This is a genomic window from Sphingobacterium sp. MYb382 (assembly GCF_037572665.1).
Lineage (GTDB): Bacteria > Bacteroidota > Bacteroidia > Sphingobacteriales > Sphingobacteriaceae > Sphingobacterium.
In genome coordinates, this window is the sequence record NZ_JBBGZT010000015.1 from 1 (window position 1) to 24,967 (window position 24,967).

Consider the following 24,967-nt stretch of genomic DNA (forward strand, 5'->3'; position numbering starts at 1 on the left):
ACTGATAAGCATACTGTTTGAATCTATTGCATCAAAATCTACCGAATGTTGGATTACGTATCCGTTTTCCCAGTTTAACGTGATCAAGGTGCCTTCTTCATGTGATTTGTTGAAGGTAACTTCTCCTGCTGTAGGTTTGTACTTCCCGTTCAACAAACTCTCCAAAATGTCCGACTTATCGGTCGCCTCTACGGTAACCTTGATAATTGCATTGGAGGGATCCGATGATACGCGACCGGATACATCGACCGCACGGTCTACATTGTAGTGTAGTTTTAATACTTTCTGCGCTTCTCCGCCGTTGAACTTCAACACGGATCTTGAATTGTTTTCTGCCATGATTAACTGTTTTAAATACTTAAATATGTAACTGTTAGCAAACCTAGTAAAGCCTTTTCCGCTTTCCTAGCAATCACCCATTTATCTGAGAAAGTGTAGTAAAACTACGATTTCTTAAAAAGTAATTATTTATCGTTAGGTATGAAGTAAGGAGACCTCCGCATAACCGCTAAATAGCCCTCATGACCACTCAAACAGCATAAAGCATCCAAAAAATAGGTGCTACGAAAAAGCCTAATTTGCCAACTCACCAAAAGTGCACTTTTGGTGGCTAACACATATTTTAGCTTGAAATTGATAAACTCGGTAGCTGCAACCAGCCAAATCTGGCAAGCAAAAGGTCTCATTTGTTACGAAATATCTTATATGTATCACTTATAAAAAAAGGAAGCCCCGCTAATCAATTAGCGGGGCTTCCTTACAAGGTATGATAATTATTAGGGATTTATCCCCTATAACGAATATGAAATCAATTTTATCTAATCAAACAGGCGCAGCTGCGTGCTACTATACTTTTCCAAATCGCTATCATAAAAATTACTAGCGACCACGCCCAATAAACGCACACGCTTATCTTGTAAGGTCAGGTTGGTAAACAGCTCTTCCACTAGACGCATGATATCTTCTGTCGTATTTACGTAATACAAGAGCGTCTTACTACGTGTTATCTGCGTAAAATCGGCATACTTAATCTTTATACTTATGGTGCGCGCCTCTTTCCCTTTGTGCTCCAAACGCTTGGCGAGTCTCTCTGTTAAATCTTTCAAAGCTTGAAGCATATGTTCAGGCTCCTTGATATCGATTTCGTAGGTATCTTCAATACTAATTGATTTTGCTATACGATTGGGCTTCACCGGTCTTTGATCTTCCCCCCTAACCATTTGATAGAAAAAAGCACCAGACTTGCCAAACTTACGCCTAAGGTCAAGCTCCGTTAAAGCCTTTAAATCAGCGCCCGTATGAATACCCATACCTTTCATCTTTTGAGCCGTCACTTTTCCGACACCGAAAAATTTCTCTATGGGTAAGGCGGCTAAGAAAGGTAACACCTTAGAAGGACCAATAAACGTTAGCCCATCAGGCTTATTAAAATCAGAGGCGATTTTAGCGACAAATTTATTCGTAGAAACACCAGCAGAAGCCGTCAGCTGTAGCTCCTCTTTGATAGCATCTTTAATTGCTCTGGCGATATCAATTGCAGAACCTATTCCTTGTTTATCTGTCGTAACGTCTAGATAAGCTTCATCCAAAGATAATGGCTCGATGAGGTCTGTGTAACGTAGAAATATGCTACGAATATGGTTGGATACATCTTTGTATACATCAAATCGAGGGTGCGTAAATAGTAGGTCGGGACAGAGCTGTAGTGCTTGTCGAGAAGGCATCGCAGAGCGAACACCAAACTTACGAGCCTCATAGCTAGCCGTAGCGACAACCCCTCGCCCATCTGGAAACCCGCCAACGACGAGCGGCTTACCACGAAATTCAGGGAAATCACGTTGCTCTACCGATGCATAGAAGGCATCCATATCAATATGAATTATTTTTCTCCGTCCGTCTGAAACCGCCATAATACCAGCTTGGCTATACTCCTTTTAAAGGGCAACTTTCGTTACCTACAGACAAAGATAAGGCTTAATTTACTTTTCTTAGTGCGTTAAGCATCGTTGTTATTGCTAATTTCACTTTATTAGTCCCCCAACTTGGAGCTAATAATCTCAATTGCACAACAATAAATAAGCTGAAGTTTAGGCCGAGCTATTGCGGATATTTTCATTTTTAGCTATGTTTGCATCCAATATTAGCTTAACCGTAGCTTAACATCAACTCATAGAATTCGATAAGCATTTAAAGCTTAAAAACAGCTTTTTTCACATCGTTTTCAAAGGCATCTTAGCTACAAATAACCATTAGAAAAACAGACACATGAACATAAAATCACGTCTTGCTTTAGCACTTTTAGGCAGTTTATTTGTAGGGACAAGTGCTTTTGCCCAAGAGCGAGATGACCGCGCTACCATTCTAAACTTTAAAGGAATCCAATTCACCAGTAAAGACTCTTTGTTTTACACCAATTTTCGCTTTCGGATGCAGAATAGACTAGGCTTTAGTAATGTGATAGACGGAGAAGATAATGTGAAATTCGACGCCCGCATCCGTCGCTTGCGCATGCGTATGGATGGTTATATCTACACGCCACGCATCTCCTATTCCGTGCAGCTGGCCTTCACACGCTCGGATCAAGATTTTGATGATACAGGCGTGCCTAATATCATCCGCGACGCGGTTATGTTTTTTAATTTGACGGACGATTTTTACATCTCCTTCGGGCAGAATAAGCTTCCCGGAAATAGACAGCGTGTAAACTCTTCTGGACAGCTACAATTTGCAGATCGTTCCTTAGTAAATAGTCACTTCACAATAGATCGCGATTTTGGTGTGACCTTCAACTTGAGTAAAAAACTTGGACAGATGCCTATAAATGCTAAAGCAGCCATCTCCACAGGTGAAGGCCGTCCTGTTCAATCGACTGATAAAGGGCTTGCATATACTGGTAGAGTTGAATTTCTGCCCTTCGGCGAATTTACTAATGGAGGTGATTATTCGGAAGGTGATATTGAGCGCGAAGAGGTTCCCAAGCTTTCGGTGGGCTTAGGCTATAGCTATAATGATAAAACAACACGTGAAGGAGGTCAAACCGGCCGCTTTGTCGTCAATCCTTTCACGCTAAAGACTTCCTTTGCCGATTTAATGTTTAAATACATGGGATTCGCCTATCAAGCGGAGTATATGCGCAGGGATGTAGATAACCCTATAAACGTTTTAGACGATCAATACGCAACGCAAAATAATTCCAAAGGTGATGTTGCCTATGCTTTCAAAGGTTGGGGTGTCAATCAGCAAACATCATACTTACTGAACCATGGTTATGAAATTGCCGCTCGCTACACTTTTATTGCTCCAAATGCGCAAATTAGTGCCTATGAGAAGCAAATCGATTTAATGGAATTAGGCCTTACCCGCTATGTTAAAGCTCATCGTCTTAAGTTTCAGCTAAACGCGAATTACACCGTTAAAAATGGTGACTTCAATAATAATAACAAAAAGAATGCTTGGGGTGGAACATTCCAAGTAGAGCTCGGAATATAAAAGAAGAAATATAACTTTCAGTCTACCCTATGGTCAACTGAAAGTTCACTTTAAAGGTTGCACTATTGCTGTTGCTGAATAGATTAAAGCTATCTCCACAACGATACTGCAACCTTTTTTTATACTGGTCCATAACCTCCGTATCCGCTTGTGAAGCCAGGTGGTGATTTACCCTATTACTTACCTCTACACTTATTCGGTTACCAAGGCTTGTGATTTTAATCCTTAGCGGACGCTCAGCCATACTATTGTAACCATGCTGTACGGCATTTTTCACGAGTGGAAAAAGCAATAAGGCAGGAATAGGATGATCGATCTCTACTTTGGTATCCAACGTATAATAAAAGCCATTATCAGCAAGCTTACTATATAGGTCAAGATAAGTGCTTAGTAGGGAGATTTCAGCACACACAGGGTGACTATCATCCATCTCTAAGGCTGTTAGCTGACGCTGATAATCCAAAAATTGTGTATTTAATTCGGCAGAAACATCGGTATCAAAAAATGATTTTGCCAGCTGATTGTCCCAGCGCATCTGTAGAAAAGAAAGCTGCGCTTCATCGCGAGAGACAACAATTTTGTCGTCTCCATCCTTGCTAATCCATTTGCTAAAGAACGAGGTCATCCTTATTCAATACCGCTAACGCCACCCGAAACAACCAACTTCATGGCGTCAGTAGCTGACATATTCAACTTCTGCACATTGGAAGCCTTCACAACAACAATCTGTCCTGCAACAGAGTAAGCATAAGGGAAGTAAACAATTACTTCATCCGTCAATCCAATCTTTGTTAGATCGCGCTGTGTCAGAAAACCTACCTTCTTGAGCCCTGATTCATTTACCGTAACCAAGACAGGCTCATTGAATTTCTTAGCATCCCCCACAAAGGCTTCCGTAAAATCTTTGATGGATGAGTATAAGGTGTTGAATAAAGGAATTTTATTGAACGTGCGTGCAAACCACGCGCTAATTGGGGCTGTCACCAAATTGGTAAATACGGCACCTACAAGAATCAAGGTGATTACAATGGTTAGAATACCAATCCCAGGGATGTACAACGGGTTTCCACGATCATCCTGCAAGAAATGTGTCGTTAAGTTCAGTGCATTATCCAGGGATGCAAAAATCCAGCCTATCAAAAAGATGGCTCCTGCAACGGGAACAAGAACTAACGTTCCTTTAATAAAATAATAGAAAAGCTTTTGTGCTACTTTTTTTAACATTACTAATTTTGAAAATTAAATTATCCGTAAAAATACACTCTTTTTACACGAGATGAAATACTAACGAGCAATTCGTATGGAATCGTGCCGATAGACTGTGCTGCTTGCTGTAGATCGGGAAACACCAAAACTTCGTCTTCCTCATTGGCTACAATATCCGTAACATCGAGCATACACATATCCATGCAGATACTACCAATCGTTGCTACCTCCTGACCACGAATCATCATTTTCCCCACTCCATTGCCAAAATGTCGATTATAGCCATCCGCATAACCAATCTTAACCGTTGCAATACGGCTTTTGCGCGTTATCACGCCACGACGGTCATAACCTACGGTCTCGCCAACATCGAGCGTTTTGATTTGCGTAATGGTTGTTTTCAATACGCTCACAGGTTCTAAATCTAAACCTTCCTTATGGTCCATATCAACCCCATACAAGCCGATTCCCAAGCGCACCATATCCATATAAATAGCGGGATGACGCGCTATCGCGGATGTATTAGCGATATGACGCATAAAAGGATACCCTAAAGCATCTTTCAGCTGCGCTGATGCCTGATTCAAACGATCGACTTGAAGCTGTGTAAATTCATCTTGCGTAGGGTCTCCCGAAGCTGCCAAATGGGAAAACACAGACTTCACCTGAACCTCAGCAACAGCATCTAAAACAGCCACTAATGACGACACTTCATTAGGCAAAAAGCCTAAACGATGCATACCTGTATCCATCTTTAAATGTATAGGGTAATGCGCGATGCTTTTACGTCTCAGAAAAGCAATAAATGCGTTGAGTATTCTAAAATTGTAAATTTCAGGCTCCAATTTATAACGAACCAGGCTATCAAAAACTTGCTCATCAGGGCTCAACACCATGATTGGCAACTCGATTCCATTTTGTCGCAGCTCTACCCCTTCATCGGCAAAAGCTACCGTTAAGTAATCAACCTTATTGAACTGCAAAAGATTAGCCACCTCAAAGCTACCGCTACCGTAAGAGAAAGCCTTAACCATGGTCATGAGCTTTACGCCTGTCGGCAATAAACTCCTATACTGCTGCAAGTTGTGCGCTAAAGACTGAAGATTAATTTCAAGCACGGTTTCATGGCTTTTATCAGCCAAAAGCTGGCTTAAATCCTCCAAATGAAAAGTGCGGCTACCTTTAATCAGAATGGACTCTTGCGAAAAGGCAAGCTTATCCAAGTCCTGAATCAAAGCTTCCGTTTCGGCATAATATAATACAGGCTGCTTAAGTTGCTGCTGCAAGTTTGCTAATGCAGGGCCAACGAGAATAATACGATACAAGGATTGTCCATCCAGCAGTTTAAACAGCTTTTCATCAAGTTTGGCATTCATACCTTCCATTTCGGAAAGCACCAAGGTCTTTTTATCATGTTGCTGTTGCTGATGCAAAAAATCTAATGCTATCTGTAAAGATGCTAAATCATTAGAATAGGAATCATCGATAATAGAACAGTTATTTTTACCATTCAACAGCTGTAAGCGCATTTCCAAAGGCCTTAATCGACCTACACGTTGTATAACATCCGTCAAGGTATAGCCTAAACTCAATAGTGTGCTTATGCAAATTAATATATTTTCTTGCGACGCCTTATCACTAAATGGAATACGTACTTTTTCGGTATTTCCTTTATAGTGCAACAACAGTACACTCTGTTGGTTGCGCGCCTCCTCATCTAAAACCTCGACCTGCAAACTATCATCAGCTGTGTCGCCAAAGGTAAAAGAAGTAATAGCCGGAGGTAAATAAGGCGCAAATCCATATTTCGAAGGGTATATCACCGTGTGGCTTCCCGCAAAAAGCTTCACTTTTTCTTCAATCTTAGCCACTTTAGACGCAAAGCCTCCAGCATGCGCCAGGCCGATATTTGTAAATATACCTATATCAGGCTTAATCATTGTTTCTAAATGCGCCATCTCTTCTGGCATGCTAATACCAGCCTCAATAATAGCGTAATCATAATCATCGCTAAGATTCCATAACGATAAAGCAACGCCGAGTTGTGAATTATAACTTTTAGGGCTTTGATACACCTTTTTATCGCCAGCAAGTAGTTGCGTTAGCCACTCTTTTACGACGGTCTTCCCATTGCTACCCGTAATACCAATAACAGGTTTCTCAAACTGCTGGCGCACATGGGCTGCAAGCTGCTGCAAGGCCTGCCAAACGTCAGCAACCCATACAAAATTGGCTTCCGGAAAATTATGAACCGGGAAGTCATCTTCTGAAATAATAAAACTGCGTACTCCTTTTTCATAGGCGTCCTTTACAAAGCGATGGCCATCGCGCAAAGCTTTTAACGCAAAAAATAAGCTTCCTTCAGCATGAGCAACTTTGCGGCTGTCATAAACTAAGTCGGTAATAACGCTATCTTTGCTGACAAGGACGATTTGCTTCGGTCGCAGGATTTGACCTATACTGTCTATGCTATACATATAGAATTCTTTCTTGAAACGAAGTTCATCATTTTTTCAGTAATAACATTCAATAATTTTTAAATAGCCGCCGCGTGGAAGAAGGAAAGCAACAAAAGAAAACATATACTCCTCATCAAGCCAAACTTAAGGCCGAGGCCTATTGCGCCTATCAAGAACGTGCACAACAAGAGGTGCGCGACAAACTTTATGACTATGGCCTACACCAAGAAGATGCAGAATCTATCATCGCCGACCTTATCGTGGAGAACTTTTTAAATGAAGAACGTTTCGCTGAAGCCTACGCTTTAGGCAAATTTCGCGTCAAAGGATGGGGGAAAATAAAGATAAAACAAGCCTTAAAATTCAAAAATGTACCTGAAAGAATCATAAAAACAGCTTTAGGGAAGATTTTGATAGAGGAATATGAGGAAAAACTGGATGAAATCATCAGTAAGAAGATTAAAATGGACGGTGAGCCCAAAAATATAACTCAAAAATCAAAACTGATTCGTTTTTTACAGTCAAAGGGCTTTGAAAGCGACCTAATTTTCCGGAAAACATCAAGTTAACAAAAACAGAAGAAAAACACATCTATCATGCAGTATAACAGTATTTTAACAAGATTTTTACAAAGAAAAACCACATAATTTATTACCTTTACGTAGGTCATTAAACAAAGCGAACAACCTCTAGCAGGACGTACGGTCATCTGCTCTTAAATCATTCAAATTAAAGGAGGGTATTTTTGTAAAACTTTAAAAAATAAAAAGCATGAAAAACTACACTAAACATATACTTATTGCGACCGGCTTATTAGCAGGCTTTAGCACTGTTTCGTTTGCTCAGCAACTGAACGAAAATGATTTAAAAGTGAATATTGTTCAAATCGAGAACTCGTTGAACGTATTGAAACAATTGCAACCTATAACCTACAGCTACAATACCGTTAAATTTAAAGACTTAAATTTACCCAAAGGTGAGCAATACGGATTTTCAACCAAAAATATAGAGGAGGTATCTCCAGACTTGATTCAAAATGCAGCTCATGTTTATACGGCACATAAAAACACCACAAAAACAGCGAACTACAAGGAGGTAGATGCGGCGAAATTAATCCCTATGCTTGTCACCGCTATCCAAGAGCAGCAACAACAAATCGAGGAACTTAAAATTGCACTTGAAGAGCTTAAATCAAAGTAAAAGATAAGAACATGCAACAGGCTATCCTGTTGCATGTTTCGTTATACTGAAAAGACAATTAATTAGAAAGCGAACACAAGCGCTATGGAAACCTGCGAAGCCTGCTTCGTTGATGTCAATCCATCTTTTTTTAAGAACGCCGCTTGGTTATTATTATCTAGGCGCACCTCTGGAATAACCGACAAGCCACCATGTTTGATACGACCAGAGAGCGTAAACGAGGCAACCTGTGCCCCATCTTCCTCAGCCGTATCTTTTTGTTTAAAATACTCTCCACGCAAGCCAACTCCAATGTTTTCAGAAAAATTATACTTTGGATAAACAGCAACGCCACTATAACCACCTTCTGATTTATGCTTATAATCTGCAGCATTTACAGCCAAGGACACATGTTCAGAAAAATCGTAACTAGCCACTACATCAAACAAGGTACCCGAACTATAGTTGCTTTCGCCTCCGGCGGATGATCCAGTCAAGAAATTGAGATATGTACTAAGTCCTTTTACTGGGTTTAAAGCTAGCTGCGCACCAATATGAGAAACACCATTCAGATCCTGATAAACATTCCAATCATTAAAAACTCCAGCCATCAAAGAAACCTTATCCGAAAAAGCGTAAGTAGCCTTTAGTCCGGCATTCTGGAATGGGCCAGCCCCAAATAGATAAGAGGTGGAATAATGAAAATTTGCAACTGGAGAAATCACTTCAAGCCCAACAAATGTACCCATGTAGCCGGCAGTCATATTAAATTTTTCAGAAAAATCGTAGGAAGCATATAAATTCTGAATATGAAACGAATTTGTTTTATCCTTCTCATCTCCTGTTGGAATCGTTAAATATTGTCCACGAGGACCAAAAGAAAGCTCTCCCACGAAGGTCGCTTTTCCAGTAACTTTCTTTAAACCTAGCGCTAACATACCAAGCGAAATCGAATTTTGATCGTTAGCGAAGTAGGTTCCAATATTCTCTCTATTTGCAAAATCATACCTCCAATATGCATCAGCATAACCAGAAATCTCCAAAGGAAGGTTCGAAAGAAGCTTTTCTTGTGAAAAGACAGTAGAAATGGTCATAAAAAACCAAATAAGGGGTAGAAAACTCTTCATAATTAAATTTTAGTTTAGATTGTTAGCTTTTTTAGCGATTCATATCGTTAAAAAATAAGTTAATAGGCACTGTTTTTACTAAAAATTTGAAAAGATGTTATTTTACTAAACAAAAACAACAAAATAAAATATTACAACAATCAAATTATCAGAAAAAAATATTTTAAAACAAAAAATATTTTACTTTTTTAAATAAAAACCTACTCAATCACAAAAAACAAATAACAAAAACAAACAATTGTAACAAAAACCACAAATAATTACGATAATTTTCATTTTTATTAAATAGTTTTTAGATATTAGCAATGAAAAGAAAGTTATAATTGAATTCTTACAACACAAAACATGACTAAAGCAACGTTTTAACAAAAAAAACACTAAAAAAAAACCAAATTAACATGAAAAAGATCCTTCCATTCGGAATTTTAGTCTTAGCAGGCGTCTTAGCCCTACTAAACCCCTCAACTGAAGTCACCAATGTCGCAGAAAGCAACATGGACACCGGCGATACCGCTTGGCTTCTCATGTCGGCAGCACTTGTGCTTCTTATGACACCCGGGTTAGCCTTTTTTTATGGAGGCATGGTTCGCAAAAAGAACGTCATCTCCACGATGCTGCAAAGTTTTATATGTATGGGTTTAATTACAGTTATTTGGGTTGTTTTTGGGTTTAGTCTCGCCTTTGGTGATGATATTGGCGGGATAATTGGTAATCCTTCAACCTTTTACATGATGAAGGGAATGCTTGGTAATGCAACATGGCCCGGTATGCCTACTGTACCAATAGCACTTTTTGCCATGTTTCAATTGAAATTTGCAGTCATTACACCTGCCTTAATAACAGGAGCCTTTGCCGAGCGCATCAAGTTCAACGCCTATTTGATCTTTATCAGCCTATTTGTAATACTTATATACACACCACTAGCCCATGCCACTTGGCACCCTGAGGGTATCTTGGCAAAAATGGGGGTTTTGGATTTTGCCGGCGGAACCGTTGTACACATGTCTGCAGGCTGGGCTGCGCTTGCTTCAGCCTTATATCTTGGCAAACGCACCGAGCAATCGCACACTCCAGCAAGAATCAGCTACGTTCTATTGGGCACAGGCCTACTTTGGTTCGGATGGTTTGGCTTCAATGCGGGCTCTGCTGGTGGTGCCAACACCTTAGCAGCCTCTGCTTTTGCGACAACAACAACCGCTTCTGCCGTAGCAGCTATGACATGGATCTTTTTTGACATCCTTCGGGGTAAAAAACCATCGGCTATGGGCGCTTGTATTGGCGCTGTTGTAGGCCTTGTTGCCATCACTCCTGCTGCCGGCTTCGTTACTATTCCTCATTCTTTGGTTATCGGTATCGTTGCTGCTATTGTCAGCAACCTCGTTGTTATATGGCGCACAAAAACAGGTATTGATGACACGCTAGATGTGTTTCCATGTCACGGTGTCGGCGGTATGGTGGGTATGTTGCTTACGAGTGTCTTCGCACACAGCAATGTCAATAGTGCCGTTACTACAAACGGGCTGTTTTTTGGGGAGACAGGATTGTTTGTTGCTCACCTTATAGCTTTATTAGGTGCATCGGCCTTTGCTTTCTTCGGCTCCCTTGCTTTACTTAAGATTACTGATCTTTTATCACCATTGCGTGTCAGCACGGAGGCTGAAACAATAGGATTAGACTTAAGTCAGCACGACGAAGAGCTTTAAAATAAAACTAAACATAGAAAATGGGCGTAAAAGAGATGTGCTAAGCACATCTCTTCCCCTTAAATGAAATTTAATTTCACTGAAAACGAAGTGATTAATACACCGACCACTATTAAAAGCCATTATCAGCCATTTTTTGTTTGGTAGAAGTGCATAATTATTCTACCTTTGTGGCACGTCAAGCGAAAGTAGCTCAGTTGGTAGAGCACAACCTTGCCAAGGTTGGGGTCGCGAGTTCGAATCTCGTCTTTCGCTCAGTTGCCTAGGTGGTGGAACTGGTAGACACGCAGGACTTAAAATCCTGTTCCCGTTAAGGGAGTGCGGGTTCGATTCCCGCCCTAGGTACGGAATAAAAGCCTCATCGAAAGATGAGGCTTTTTCCGTTTAGTAGCATTCGCCAAATAAAGAAGGTTCGTGCGGCAACAATTGCCTGCTCTCCTTTCCTGCACATGAAGCGAACGACAATAATAAAAAACACGAATGACAGTCAACTGTTATCGTATTATAGATATTCTTAATTTTGCACTTAGACTGAAGATTATTATCTTGGTATTTTTGACAAAACAACAATGTCGGTTTGATGTACTTAACGATTTCCTTGACTAATAATCGCATCTTAGTTCCGTAAATTCCCTATGAGATTGATTTTAAAAAGTAGCTTTCTTTTATTTATAATTTGCTTCTATGGATTATCACCCCTAGTTCAAGCTCAAAATATTATTCGCGTAGGAAGCCCATCTGTTCAGCAGTTTAAGAAAACAGACTATAAGGCGGGTAACCAAAACTGGAGCACATCCGTTGGCGCCGACGGCATCATCTACTTTGGAAATACAGATGGCCTACTTACCTATGATGGCCACTACTGGAACCTCTATCCAATGAAAAATAAATCTACCGTTCGCTCTGTGAAAGCAGATAAAGATGGTAAGATTTATGTTGGTGGACATGCTGAATTCGGCTACTGGCAGCGTAAGCCATACGGCCGCATGACCTATACGAATATTTCCAACCTACTTAAGGATAAAAGCGTATTAACAAATGATGAGATATGGAAGATTATCATTCAAAATGATATTGTATATTTCCATTCTTTTTCTAAAACATACGTTTATAAAAACAATGAAATAACGTTAATAACAGCGCAAGGAGAACCTTTCCTATTTCCCCACCAAATAGAGGACCGCATTTATTTTGAGCAAATACCATCAGGCTTACATCTTCTTAATGACAAGAAGCTTATTGCCGTTAAGGATAAAGATTTTTTGAAGAACAAAAATATCCTTTCCATCCTTCCTTATGATAAGGATACTTATCTTCTTGGTACAGCACATCATGGGCTTTACTTTCTCGATAAAAATGGAAACATAAGAACCTGGAGTATAGAAGCTAGTGGTGTATTGGCTAAAGCACAAATAAACAATGGCATACACTTAAATCAGGATCAATACGCTTTTGGAACCATAAAAAATGGGGTGTACATCTTAAATAAAAGCGGTGATATCATACAGCACATCAACAAGAACAACGGCCTACAGAACAACACGGTACTAAGCATTGCTAAAGATAAGCAGCAGAACCTATGGGTAGGTCTTGACAACGGTATCGATCGTATAGAAATTAATTCCCCACTCTACTTCTACACTGATTTTTCAGGAGAAATAGGAACTGTATACGCGACAGCAATTCATAAAGGCAACATCTACTTAGGCACAAATCAAGGTCTATTTGTGAGTCCCTGGAAAGGTGTAAACACCTACCAATCGCTAACATTCAAACAGGTTCCATGGTCTAGCGGACAAGTATGGTCCTTGGCTGTCGTTGGCGACAAGTTGCTATGTGGCCATAATGATGGCACATTTGAAGTCGATCAGATGCAATTTAGAAAGATATCTGACGTAACAGGTGGATGGTTTTTTGCGCCCATACCCAATTCTCCTTATATCTTGCAAGGTAATTATACGGGGGTTAGCCTGTTTGCGAATGCATCGCCAACATCTTTTGTTCAACAATATCCAAATCTAAAAGAGCCTACGCGCTACTTCGCTACGAAAGACCAACACCACTACTGGCTTGGTAATAGAAACAATATAAGCCTTGTGGAGGCCAGCTCAGACTTCAAAACGTTTAAAACTTTGGTTAGCACCAAAGACGATAGCACTGTCAACAAAACGGAATTTACAGGTGTCTTCAACTTAGAGAACAACATTGTTTTCACCTCTGATTCAGGGTTACATACTTACGATGATATTGTTAAAAAATTTAAGCTACATGCGGAGTTAAACAAACAATTAGGCTCTTTTCAGTATGCCAACAAAATCATACCTATTCACAAAAACCAATATTGGTTCATCCATAGGTCTCATATTGCACGCGTAACCTTTAAGCAAGATGGTCTTTTAGCTATAGACTCGACATCATTGAACGGCCTACAGAACCGCTCCATGAACTATTACGAGAGCGTATACCCTGTGGACAAGCCTTACTTCATAATAGGACTAGACAATGGCTTTGCCATATATCGAGATCAGCCACAGCAGGAAAAAACAACGCTACCCGCTCCTATTATTTCTGGGGTATGGAATATCTCCAAAGAGCCTGCAGCAATAGATAATGATAAGATTGTATTACATGCAGACGAAAGCAATATACGTATCGCATTTTCAACGGCCTTTTATAGTACTACACCCCTATTGTATCAATACAATTTAGATGGCTATTCTGAAAACTGGTCCAACTGGGATCACACCGCTTATAAGGATTTCACCAATCTTTCGCCCGGTAAGTATACCTTTCAAATAAGAGCCAAAGCGGCCGATGGCACCATTTCTGCTATAACAACATTAACGTTTAAAGTAAACAACCCCTGGTACCTCCGCTGGTATGCTATGCTTTTTTACGCCCTACTTTTAGTATTGCTATTCTTTGTCGTGCAAAGCCAACAGCGTAAGAAACAGCAAAAGCGTCAGTTTCAGCTCCAGCGCAGGCTATTGGAGCAGCAGAAGGCAGCAATTGCACGCGAGGCTGAGGTGAGTGAGCAAAAACTCATTAAGCTCAAGAACCAGCAGCTAGAAAAAGAACTGACTACAAAAAACCGTGAATTGGCAAATGCAGCGACCAATATTGTTTACAAAAATGAAATGCTGAACAACCTGCATGAACAGCTCAAAGAGTTGAAAAATGCCGAAGGAAATCAATTGGGCGAAGAAGAGCTTCGTAAAATAAGTAAGCTCATTGATGATGCGCATAATGACGATCGTGACTGGGATGTCTTTGAAAAAAGTTTCAACGAATCGCATGGTAATTTCTTCAAAAAACTGAAGGCAGATTACCCAACATTAGTGCCAAATGATCTTAAACTTTGTGCCTATTTAAGGCTAAATATGTCTAGTAAAGAGATTGCCTCCTTACTCAATATAACGACACGTGGTGTAGAGATTAGAAGGTACCGTTTACGTAAAAAATTGAACCTTCCTACAGACAAAAACCTGAGTGAATTTTTACTTGAAAGGTAATCATTTAAAAAAAAGACTACATCATTACCTCTCATAAGCTTTAGTGTATCAAATACACTAAAGACACTATTTTGAGCACAATAAAAAACAACCTAAACAACTATAAAACAAAACATTAAAACTTTACAAAATCAATATCGAGCAAGTACAAAAAAGCGTGTAGTAGTAATGTGAACTTGAAAAACTTGTAATAAAGACAATACATCATCAACTTTGGTTAGTTAAATGTGTTCTTGGTAGTAACCGAAGACTCACTTTACAACGCAAATCAAACCAAGTTATATGAGGAACGTATCGTACTTAATTCTTTTATTGCTGGTGTCAAATGTGGCATTAGCACAAACGGCCGTACAAGGTATAGTCAAAGACAGTAAGTCTTTGGCGAGTGTACCAGGTGTTACGGTTAGTATCAAAGGAAACTCGACTGCAACACAAACGGATGTTCGCGGCCAATTTTCTCTTCAGGTAGCTCCGACAGACACCCTACTTTTTGTGTCGGTAGGCTACAAAACACAGTCCATTGCTGTCCGCAATCAGACCCAGTTAAACATCTTTTTAGCCGATTCAAATGAAAGCTTAGAAGAGGTGGTGGTTATTGGTTATGGAACAGCACAAAAGAGAGACCTTACAGGTTCTATTGTTCAAGTTAAAGGTTCTGATATTGTTGACCGACCAGGCACCAACCCTGTGGCATCCCTTCAAGGTAAAGTATCAGGGCTACAAGTAACGAACTCAGGGCGCCCAGGTCAAGAGCCAGATATTCGTATCCGTGGTACGAACTCAATCAACGGTGCTAAGCCTTTATATGTTGTTGATGGTTTATTGAATGACAACATCAGCTACATTAACCCAAGCGACATTGAGAGCATTGAAATCTTAAAAGACCCCTCCTCTTTAGCTATTTTTGGTGTGCTAGGTGCTAATGGTGTAATCGCTGTTACAACAAAACAAGCTAAGGCTGGTCAATTGAATATTGACTTCAGCTCCAAAATTGGTATTAAAAATGTGGGCAACCGCATGAAGCTAACCAACGCTGATCAATTCAAAGAATTGTACAATGAGCAACGTGTAAATCAAGGTATCACACCTTATGATTACACAAACTGGAATGCCAACACAAATTGGCAGGATGAAATTTTCAGAAACGCAATTCTTAACTACAACAATTTAAGTATCGCTAATTCGACAGCGAAAAACTCCTTCCGTTTAGGATTAGGTTATTCCCTAGATCAAGGGGTAGTTAACCACGAAAAACACAGCCAATTTACTTTTAACTTAAGTAATGAGGTACGTGTAAGTGATAATTTCAAAACTGGGATTGTCATCAATGGACTTAGAGCTCAATTGCCACAAAACAGAGATGTGTTTGGCGCTATCTTAGCAGCTCCTATTGCACCTGTTTATAATGAAGAGTATGGCTTATACCATACAATGCCTGATTTTCAACGTGCACAAGTGGGCAACCCGTTGACAACGATTGAAGACCGCAAAAACACATTTATCGGTCATAACTACCGTATTATTGGAAACTACTATGCTGAAGTGACTTTCTTAAAGCATTTCTTTTTCCGTACAAACTTATCAGCTGATTATGGCTTCAACCAGACGCGTAGCTATGATGGCTTAGTATCTGTTTATAATCCAGATATTCAAGGCAGCAACAAAGCAGAGCGCGTTGGAAACCTATTAACAGCTGTTGGTCAAGAGCAAAATAAATACTACAAAATACAGTCGGATTGGTTATTGAATTACAAAAACTCATTTGGCAAACACAATGTTCAAGCTTTAGCCGGTTATACAACATACATGCGCGGTTTTGAAAACACAACATCACGCAGAACCCAAGGTGATGGCTACCCTATTCCTAATGACCCAGACTACTGGTATGTAGGTATTGGTGATCCTAAAACACAATTGGGCGATGGTACAGCATGGGAAACACGCACCCTATCCTATTTAGCACGTGCTATCTACAACTACGATGGCAAGTACCTCGTAAATACTTCTTTCCGTAGAGATGGTAGCTCGGCATTCGGTAGATTCGGTAAGCCATGGCAAAACTTTTATGCTTTAGGCTTAGCTTGGGTTGTTACGAAAGAAGGTTTTATGCAAAACCAAACTTTCATCGACAACTTAAAGCTTAAAGGATCGATGGCACACTTGGGTAACCAAGATGTGGGTGGCAACAAATACCCTATGTATGCCAACATGTTACCTGGAAATACAGCTGTATTTGGCAATCAAATTATCCCTGCTTATGGTCCTGCTTACATTCCGGATCGTGATTTACACTGGGAAGTTGTTAAAGCTTGGGAAGGTGGATTTGAGTTGACGACTTTTAACAACCGTTTGAATGTAGAGGCTATCTACTATAATAAAAATACGGATGGTGTATTGGTTACTGTACCGGGTATTTTGGGCAGCTTACCAGGCTTAAGTAATTTAGGTAAAATACGTAATAACGGTATCGAGGCTTCTGTAAGATGGAGTCAATCTATAAACCAAGATTGTAAATATTCCATCGGTGTAAATATCACGACCGTAAACAATAAAGTAATCAGTCTTTCGACAAAAGGATACGACATTGTTGATGGCCCATCACGTACAACTGAAGGATACCCTATTGGTTACTTCTGGGGCTACGTACATGACGGTATCTTCCAAAACCAAGATGAAATTAACAATAGTGCTAAAAACGGCCTAGGTGGAGGTGATTTCAAACCGGGTGATATCCGTTATAAAGATATCGATGGCGACGGAACGATTACAGCAAACGACCGTACAATGATTGGAAATCCTACTCCTGATTTCTTCTACGGCCTATCTCTTTCTGCTTCTTACAAAAGATTTGACTTGAACCTTGAATTCCAAGGTGTACAAGGCAATGACATTATGCGTATGTGGAACCAAAATCAATATGCGACCTTCAACTTCCAAACAGACCGTATGAACAGATGGCATGGTGAAGGCACGAGCAACTGGGAGCCTATCGTGCATGAAGGAAGAGCGAACAATAGAGTGAACTCAAGCTATTTCATTGAAAATGGTAGTTTCTTTAGATTACGTGACATAACCTTAGCCTACAGTTTCTCTAAAGAAGCATTAGACAAGTTACGTCTTAAAAACTTACGCTTATTTGTTAATGCACAAAACGCATTAACATTCTCTAAAAACACAGGATTTACACCAGAAATCGGTGGTAGTGCTACTTCTTTTGGTGTAGACAGAGGTACTTACCCTATTCCTGCGATCTATACTTTCGGCGTAAATCTTAATTTTTAACCCATAACGAATAGACAAAATGAGTATCAAATACAATACATATAAAGCATTAGGATTGGGCGTTTTCTTCGCCCTAACCTTAAGCAGTTGTGGTACCAACTGGTTAGATATTAAACCAAAAGGTCAATTTACAGAAGATGATCTTCCTATTGGATCCTTAGAAGGGCAAGTATTTGCTGCCTATGCAGGTCTCCGTAGTGAAGCTACAAGTGGACTTCCTTACATTGCTGTTCACAACATCAGAGCTGACGACGCGCATTTAGGTAGTAACGATGGTGACTATGCTGCTGCGGGCCCTATTTATGATGAATTTCAGTACCCACTCTCTCATTGGTTGACAAACAACTACTGGACGGGGCATTACCAACTTATCAACTTGACAAATAATGTTATCGCTGCGGCGGATTCTATTCCTTCCCCTAGCGTTGAAACATTAGCCAATGTGGGTGAGGTTAAATTTTTACGTGCTTGGGCATATTTTAATATGGTGCGTACTTTCGGCGAAGTACCGTTGATCGACTTCCGTATTACAGATCAAGCTTCTGCCAATAAGCCTAAAGCATCCATTGCTGATATCTACAAGCTTATTGATGAAGACCTACGCTTTGCAAGCAGTGCGCTTCCAGAAACATGGCCTAAGCACCCAGGTAGAATCACACGCGGTGCAGCATTAGCTTTGCAGACGAAAACATTTATGGCACGCCAACGTTATGCGGAAGCCTTAAGCTCAGCAACACAAGTTATAAACTCTAATATTTATAACCTTAGTGTTCCTTACAACATGATCTTTAGAGAAGAAAGTGAGAATAGTAAAGAGTCAATCTTTGAAATTCAAGCACTAGCTGATGGGGTACAGAAATTTGGCGTTACTTACGCAAGCAGACAAGGTGTACGTGGATCAGGACAATGGGATTTAGGATGGGGATGGAACGTTCCGAACAAAGTATTAATCGATGCGTTCGAAACTGGAGACCCTAGAAAAGAGACTACAGTATTATTCAGTGGCCAGACAAATAGTCCATATGGAGAAACATTGCCTAGCAATCTTCCAAGACCTTACTGGAACAAGAAAGTGTATACAAACCCAGCATTGCGCGCACAGTATGGTAGCCGTGGTGGTGACTGGTTCAATGTTCGTATTATTCGCTATGCCGACATCGTATTATTAGCTGCAGAGGCTGCGAACGAGGTTGGTGGCGACGACAACACGACGCTTGCCCTAAGCTACTTAGAAAAGGTAAGAGCACGTGCTAGAGCAAACAATAATACTATTTTGCCTGCCGTAACAACACGCAATCAAGCGGAGCTTCGTAAAGCTTTACGCCACGAGCGCCAAGTAGAGTTAGGTATGGAGAATGAACGGTTTTATGATTTAATCCGTTGGGGAATCGATGTAGAAACCCTACATGCGGCAGGTCATAACAGCTATCAAGTAAAAAATCGCTTTTTCCCAATCCCTCAACCAGAGATTGATAAATCGGGAGGCGTTCTCGTACAGAATCCTAATTACTAATAGGGTTAATCAATTCCATTAATTAAACACAATGATACATAAGAAGCTTTCTAAAAGTTGCGGTGCAATGATTAGAAAGCTTCTCTTAGCTTTTTAATTATGCGTATAAATTTATTTTTAGTCCTTGCCGCTACTTCCCTCTTCGGATGTTCACAAACAAAAACTAACAACAGCAATCCGGAAGCCTCTACGCCTCAAGGAGACTCCCTACTAACAGAAATTCAACAACAAACATTCAAGTATTTCTATGAAGGTGCCGAGCCGAAATCGGGCTTAGCACGCGAACGTATACATATGGATGGCGAATACCCGCTTAACGATCAAAACGTGGTGACTATCGGTGGTAGTGGTTTTGGTTTGATGGGAACTGTTGTTGCTATGGAGCGTGGATTTATCACCAAGGAACAAGGTGAAGTGCAATTGGACAAGGTTATGAAATTCTTAGCCGCAGTACCGCGCTTCCATGGTGCTTGGGCTCACTGGTACAATGGCGATCTAGGAACTGTTAAAGAATTCTCCGATAAAGACAATGGTGGTGATATTGTTGAAACCGCTTTTTTAGCACAAGGCTTAATCACGGTTCGTGAATACTTCAAAGAAGGAAATGACACACAGAAATCTATAGCTGCTAAGGCGGATAGCCTATGGAAAGGTATCGACTGGAACTTTTATACCAATAACAAAAACGTTATGTATTGGCACTGGAGTCCGAATCATGCTTTTGGGATGAATCATGCTATCCAAGGTTTTGACGAATGTTTAATAGCTTACGTGCTTGGTGCATCGTCAACAACGCATGGCATAAAGCCGGAAGTTTACCACGAAGGATGGGCACGCTCTGGAGCTATTAAAACAAGCTTAACGAAATACAATATTCCAACGGTATTAAAACATAATGCACAGGAAGGTGAAGTAGGCCCATTATTCTGGTCGCACTATAGCTTTCTTGGCCTTAACCCAAAAGGCTTAACAGATCAGTATGCAAACTATTGGGATCTCGTGGTGAACCATACCAAAATCAATATTGAATACGCAAAATTAAACCCTTTAAATTACAAAGGCTACGGAGCAGATAAAGGATGGGGATGGACAGCTAGTTATTCCGTTAAAGGATATGACGCTCATCACCCAGACAATGACCCTGGTGTGATCTCGCCAACAGCAGCTTTATCATCCATTCCTTATGCACCTACAGAAAGTATTGCTTTCGCAAACTACTTATTCAAAAACTTGAAGAAACAAGTATGGGGCACTTATGGATTTTATGATGCCTATAGCGAAACGGAAAACTGGTACCCTGAGCGTTATTTAGCTATTGACCAAGGTCCTATTGTCGTGATGATTGAAAACTACCGTTCCAGCTTAATTTGGGATTTATTTATGCAAGCACCAGAAATCCAAGAAGGATTGAAAAAACTTGGTTTTAGCAGCCCTTACTTGAAATAACAGCTTAATTAAAAAAAACACAACAGAATGAACGGAATTATGCAATCGATAGCGTAATTTCAGCTTTAAATTAACACTAAATGAAAGTAAAATACAAAAAAATAGCATTTTCGCTATTTGCAGCACTAGTGGTGCCATCTATGCTTTCTGCACAAGATGCAAAGATGAACAAGTTTATCGAAGACCTAATGAAGAAAATGACGCTGGAAGAAAAGCTAGGTCAGCTAAATTTGGTAACAGCCGGTGAAGCCACTACAGGTACTGCGGTATCTACAGATGTAGAAGCTAAAATCAAGAAAAGTGAGATTGGTGGTATATTTAGTATGAGTACACCTAGTCGTATCCGTAAGGCACAAGAGCTAGCTGTTCACCAATCGCGATTAAAAATCCCTATCCTTTTCGGTATGGACGTGATCCATGGCTATCGCACGATTTTCCCTATTCCATTAGCGCTTTCTGCAAGTTGGGATATGCCTCTTATCGAGCAGACAGCACGTATTGCAGCTATTGAAGCTACTGCTGATGGTATCCAATGGGCCTATTCACCGATGGTGGATGTGTCACGCGACCCACGTTGGGGACGTATCTCCGAAGGTTCTGGTGAGGATACTTACCTAGGAGCTAAAGTAGCTGTAGCGATGATCAAAGGATTGCAAGGCGATAACCTTGCTGCTGCAAATACGGTAGCAGCCTGTGTTAAGCACTTTGCGCTATATGGTGCCGCAGAAGCTGGACGTGACTATAGCAGCACGGACATGAGCTTACACCGTATGTACAATGAGTACTTACCGCCTTATAAAGCGGCACTAGATGCTGGTGCGGCGACAATCATGACTTCTTTCAATGATATCAACGGTGTTCCTGCGACAGCCAACAAATGGTTGCTAACGGATGTATTGCGTAAGCAATGGGGATTTAAAGGAATGGTTGTTTCTGACTACACGTCCGTTAATGAATTAATTGACCACGGATTGGGTGATTTACAAGCCGTATCTGCCCTATCCCTAAACGCAGGTTTGGACATGGATATGGTAGGCGAAGGATTCTTAACAACCCTCAAAAAATCATTGAGCGAAGGCAAGGTGACGCAAAAAAGAATTGATGAGGCTTGTCGTTATATCTTAGAATTGAAATACAAACTCGGATTATTTGAAGACCCGTTCCGCTATTGTGATGAAGATCGTGCTAAAAACGAAATCTACACCAAGGAGCACCTTGCGAAGGCAAGAGAAGCGGCGACAAAAACATTCGTCCTGTTAAAGAATGATAACAAAGCACTACCGCTACAGAAAAAAGGAACGGTAGCTGTTATTGGCCCATTAGCCAACACAGGATCAAACATGCCAGGTACATGGAGCGTTAGTGCTGACCATGCAAATACTCCTTCTTTAGTAGAGGGGATGAAAGAAGCCTTAGGCGATAAAGTAAAGATTTTAACGCACATCGGTTCTAACTTAGTAAGCGACGCTGCCTACCAAGAGCGTGCGACTATGTTTGGCAGAACAATAGCGCGCGATAATAGACCAGAGTCTGAAATTATTAACGAGGCGCTGAATACGGCTAAACAAGCAGATGTTATCGTTGCAGCATTGGGCGAGGCTTCTGAGATGAGCGGAGAAAGCTCGAGCCGTACAGAGCTTGATATTCCAAAAACACAGCAAAACTTATTAAAAGCATTATTGCAAACTGGTAAGCCTGTAGTCCTTGTTTTATTCACCGGTAGACCGTTGACTTTAACTTGGGAACAAGAAAATGTACCGGCTATCCTTAACGTTTGGTTTGGTGGTACTGAAACGGGTAAAGCAGTGGCTGACGTGCTTTTTGGTGATGTAAACCCTTCCGGAAAAATCACAGCTACATTCCCTAAAAATGTAGGGCAGATTCCGATTTACTATGCACATAAAAATACGGGAAGACCACTTGCTAAAGATGGCTGGTTTCAAAAGTTCAGATCAAACTATCTAGATGTAGACAATGAGCCTCTATACCCTTTTGGCTATGGATTAAGCTACACTACATTTGACTATAGTGATATCCAACTAGACAATAAAACGCTTACAGCGAATGGCAAAATTAACGCTTCTGTAACCCTTAAAAATGCAGGTGACTACGATGGTGAGGAAGTTGTTCAACTTTACATTCAGGATGTTGTAGGTAGCATTACGCGTCCCGTAAAGGAGTTAAAAGGATTCCAGAAAGTTTTCTTGAAAAAAGGAGAAAGCCGTACGGTTAACTTCACGTTATCAGTAGAAGATTTAAAATTCTACAATGCGGACTTAAAATTTGTTGCTGAGCCGGGTGACTTCAATGTTTTCATTGGAACAAACTCAAGAGATAACAAAAAAGCAACATTTGTACTCAAATAAGCTTCTTATTAAATAGAATTTATAAATAAATTCATTACAAGATGGCGTGTCTACTGAAGACACGCCATCTTTTTTTGTTCTTCTTGTAAAGAGCTACCTCCTATTTATCATCATAAAAACTCTAAACAGGATTACTTCTCGAAGAAAGAACTCGGATTAGGCAGGGAAAACAAAAATATTTTTGAAACTGAAAAGAAGCCCTTTCCAGCTTGTAAATAAGTTTGTTACAAAGCCATCAGCACGGAGAAAAGAAGGTGAAAAAGGCCTTAATAGTCCTTTAAACGCAAATTTATTTTGGAGGGAAGGAAATTAATTCTATCTTTGTGGCACGTCAAGCGAAAGTAGCTCAGTTGGTAGAGCACAACCTTGCCAAGGTTGGGGTCGCGAGTTCGAATCTCGTCTTTCGCTCAGTTGCCTAGGTGGTGGAACTGGTAGACACGCAGGACTTAAAATCCTGTTCCCGTTAAGGGAGTGCGGGTTCGATTCCCGCCCTAGGTACGGAATAAAATCCTCATCGAAAGATGAGGATTTTTCCGTTTATACAACTTTTGAGTGCTACCCCTAAGAACGCATTATTTGGTATCCTACTAAATTTCTTACTTTTCACATAGCCTATTTGCGGCTAACGATTTTATGAACTCCCCTTCTTGCTAAAAAATGAAAATATTTTCACAGCATCTAACGGTTTTATTCGAGCTTGTAAATAAAGACATTACAAGCATCATTAGCTCCTTACAAAGGGCTAAAAACGGATCAAGTTGAATTCTTGGGGGGCATCTTTTTTTAAGCATACAATTTCATTACGCGGTATAAGAAGAACTTCGTGTCTCTAACACCTCTGAATATTGCTCTGAAAGCTTTCAGCTTAGCATTAAAAGACTCCGCGGCAGCATTTGTACTCCTATTATCAAAGTAATGAAGGATATTTGGGTGATGTGCAGCAATAGACCTTGCTACACTTTCAAAAGATTCTATCCCTGCATTCTCGGCTTGATGATGCCATAGCGCGAGTTTGGTTAACGCACCTTCTTTAGGATCAAGTTGAATTCTTGGGGGGCATCTTTTTTTAAGCATACAATTTCATTACGCGGTATAAGAAGAACTTCGTGTCTCTAACACCTCTGAATATTGCTCTGAAAGCTTTCAGCTTAGCATTAAAAGACTCCGCGGCAGCATTTGTACTCCTATTATCAAAGTAATGAAGGATATTTGGGTGATGTGCAGCAATAGACCTTGCTACACTTTCAAAAGATTCTATCCCTGCATTCTCGGCTTGATGATGCCATAGCGCGAGTTTGGTTAACGCACCTTCTTTACTCTTGCATTTATTAAAGATATCGCCCAATGCTAGCGCTAAATCATACGCTTTCTTAAGTCTTGGAAAATGTAAGAAAAGAAGCTCTGCACGGTGCTTCTGGCTCTCAGACCACCCAGAAGTGTGTTTAAATAGCAAATATCTTGATCTCGCTAATAATTGCTTAAGCGTATCTCCGTTAGCTAATATCTCTGCAGTGTAGTGATTCCCCTCTTTACGCGCCTTGATAATCTTTCGACTTTCATCATCTAAGACCGCCCAACGATATTTAATGCGCAGTTCCTGAACAGCATCATAGGCTAATTTCTGGACATGGAATCTATCTATTACTCGTTTAGCATTACTAAAACATCTGCGAACAGCTTTAGCC

The 24,967-nt window shown here is 40.4% G+C and carries 17 protein-coding genes and 4 tRNA genes; 13 read left to right on the forward strand and 8 right to left on the reverse strand.

What is annotated here, in order from left to right:
* Window positions 1-339, reverse strand: a 339-nt coding sequence (gene tssD / locus WH223_RS07760; RefSeq protein ID WP_340046985.1) for a type VI secretion system tube protein TssD, incomplete at its 3' end; no start/stop codon positions are given.
* Window positions 340-818: 479 nt separating this feature from the next.
* Window positions 819-1,910 (reverse strand): DNA polymerase IV, encoded by a 1,092-nt coding sequence (dinB, locus tag WH223_RS07765; RefSeq protein ID WP_340046986.1) that lies wholly within the window; start codon window positions 1,908-1,910, stop codon window positions 819-821.
* A gap of 355 nt (window positions 1,911-2,265) precedes the next feature.
* On the opposite strand from dinB, the gene WH223_RS07770 reads away from it, so the two are divergent.
* Window positions 2,266-3,489 carry a porin gene (locus WH223_RS07770; protein ID WP_340046987.1) on the forward strand — a complete coding sequence of 408 codons (1,224 nt, stop codon included), beginning with the start codon at window positions 2,266-2,268 and terminating at the stop codon, window positions 3,487-3,489.
* Window positions 3,490-3,511: 22 nt separating this feature from the next.
* On the opposite strand, the gene WH223_RS07775 is transcribed toward WH223_RS07770, so the two are convergent.
* From WH223_RS07775 to WH223_RS07785, 3 genes are read right to left on the reverse strand one after another with little or no spacing between them, the layout of a single operon-like run.
* Entirely contained in the window at window positions 3,512-4,114 is a 603-nt protein-coding gene (locus WH223_RS07775) for a hypothetical protein (RefSeq protein ID WP_340046988.1), read from the reverse strand.
* A gap of 2 nt (window positions 4,115-4,116) precedes the next feature.
* Window positions 4,117-4,713 (reverse strand): DUF502 domain-containing protein, encoded by a 597-nt coding sequence (locus tag WH223_RS07780; RefSeq protein ID WP_340046990.1) that lies wholly within the window; start codon window positions 4,711-4,713, stop codon window positions 4,117-4,119.
* Window positions 4,714-4,733: 20 nt separating this feature from the next.
* Window positions 4,734-7,172 (reverse strand): bifunctional UDP-N-acetylmuramoyl-tripeptide:D-alanyl-D-alanine ligase/alanine racemase, encoded by a 2,439-nt coding sequence (locus WH223_RS07785; protein ID WP_340046991.1) that lies wholly within the window; start codon window positions 7,170-7,172, stop codon window positions 4,734-4,736.
* Window positions 7,173-7,246: 74 nt separating this feature from the next.
* On the opposite strand from WH223_RS07785, the gene WH223_RS07790 reads away from it, so the two are divergent.
* A complete protein-coding gene (locus tag WH223_RS07790; RefSeq protein ID WP_340046992.1) occupies window positions 7,247-7,723 on the forward strand; it encodes a regulatory protein RecX in 477 nt (158 codons plus the stop codon).
* A gap of 202 nt (window positions 7,724-7,925) precedes the next feature.
* A complete protein-coding gene (locus tag WH223_RS07795) occupies window positions 7,926-8,354 on the forward strand; it encodes a tail fiber domain-containing protein (protein ID WP_340046994.1) in 429 nt (142 codons plus the stop codon).
* Between the two features lie 62 nt (window positions 8,355-8,416).
* On the opposite strand, the gene WH223_RS07800 is transcribed toward WH223_RS07795, so the two are convergent.
* Window positions 8,417-9,460, reverse strand: coding sequence for a porin (locus tag WH223_RS07800; protein ID WP_340046996.1), 1,044 nt, complete (start codon window positions 9,458-9,460; stop codon window positions 8,417-8,419).
* 398 nt (window positions 9,461-9,858) lie between these two features.
* Here WH223_RS07800 and WH223_RS07805 point away from each other — a divergent pair, with 398 nt between their 5' ends.
* From WH223_RS07805 to WH223_RS07850, 10 genes are all read left to right on the forward strand, one after another.
* Complete coding sequence (locus tag WH223_RS07805) at window positions 9,859-11,163, forward strand: ammonium transporter (protein WP_340046997.1); 1,305 nt, start codon at window positions 9,859-9,861, stop codon at window positions 11,161-11,163.
* Window positions 11,164-11,345: 182 nt separating this feature from the next.
* A tRNA-Gly gene (locus WH223_RS07810) sits at window positions 11,346-11,418 on the forward strand.
* A gap of 5 nt (window positions 11,419-11,423) precedes the next feature.
* Window positions 11,424-11,508: transfer RNA gene (locus WH223_RS07815), tRNA-Leu, on the forward strand.
* 290 nt (window positions 11,509-11,798) lie between these two features.
* Window positions 11,799-14,675, forward strand: coding sequence for a helix-turn-helix and ligand-binding sensor domain-containing protein (locus WH223_RS07820; protein ID WP_340046998.1), 2,877 nt, complete (start codon window positions 11,799-11,801; stop codon window positions 14,673-14,675).
* A gap of 282 nt (window positions 14,676-14,957) precedes the next feature.
* On the forward strand, window positions 14,958-17,957 hold the full coding sequence (locus WH223_RS07825) for a SusC/RagA family TonB-linked outer membrane protein (RefSeq protein ID WP_340046999.1): 3,000 nt from the start codon (window positions 14,958-14,960) through the stop codon (window positions 17,955-17,957).
* Window positions 17,958-17,976: 19 nt separating this feature from the next.
* A complete protein-coding gene (locus tag WH223_RS07830) occupies window positions 17,977-19,470 on the forward strand; it encodes a RagB/SusD family nutrient uptake outer membrane protein (protein WP_340047000.1) in 1,494 nt (497 codons plus the stop codon).
* A gap of 99 nt (window positions 19,471-19,569) precedes the next feature.
* Window positions 19,570-20,916, forward strand: coding sequence for a glucoamylase family protein (locus tag WH223_RS07835; protein WP_340047001.1), 1,347 nt, complete (start codon window positions 19,570-19,572; stop codon window positions 20,914-20,916).
* 80 nt (window positions 20,917-20,996) lie between these two features.
* Entirely contained in the window at window positions 20,997-23,282 is a 2,286-nt protein-coding gene (bglX, locus tag WH223_RS07840) for a beta-glucosidase BglX (RefSeq protein WP_445265606.1), read from the forward strand.
* A 335-nt stretch (window positions 23,283-23,617) separates the two neighbouring features.
* Window positions 23,618-23,690, forward strand: a tRNA-Gly gene (locus WH223_RS07845).
* A gap of 5 nt (window positions 23,691-23,695) precedes the next feature.
* A tRNA-Leu gene (locus WH223_RS07850) sits at window positions 23,696-23,780 on the forward strand.
* Window positions 23,781-24,065: 285 nt separating this feature from the next.
* On the opposite strand, the gene WH223_RS07855 is transcribed toward WH223_RS07850, so the two are convergent.
* Together WH223_RS07855 and WH223_RS07860 are read right to left on the reverse strand one after the other, a co-directional pair.
* Window positions 24,066-24,356 carry a transposase gene (locus WH223_RS07855; RefSeq protein WP_340047002.1) on the reverse strand — a complete coding sequence of 97 codons (291 nt, stop codon included), beginning with the start codon at window positions 24,354-24,356 and terminating at the stop codon, window positions 24,066-24,068.
* The coding region (locus tag WH223_RS07860) for an ISAon1 family transposase (protein WP_340047003.1) at window positions 24,349-24,967 on the reverse strand (619 nt) is incomplete at its 5' end. The genes WH223_RS07860 and WH223_RS07855, both read right to left, overlap by 8 nt.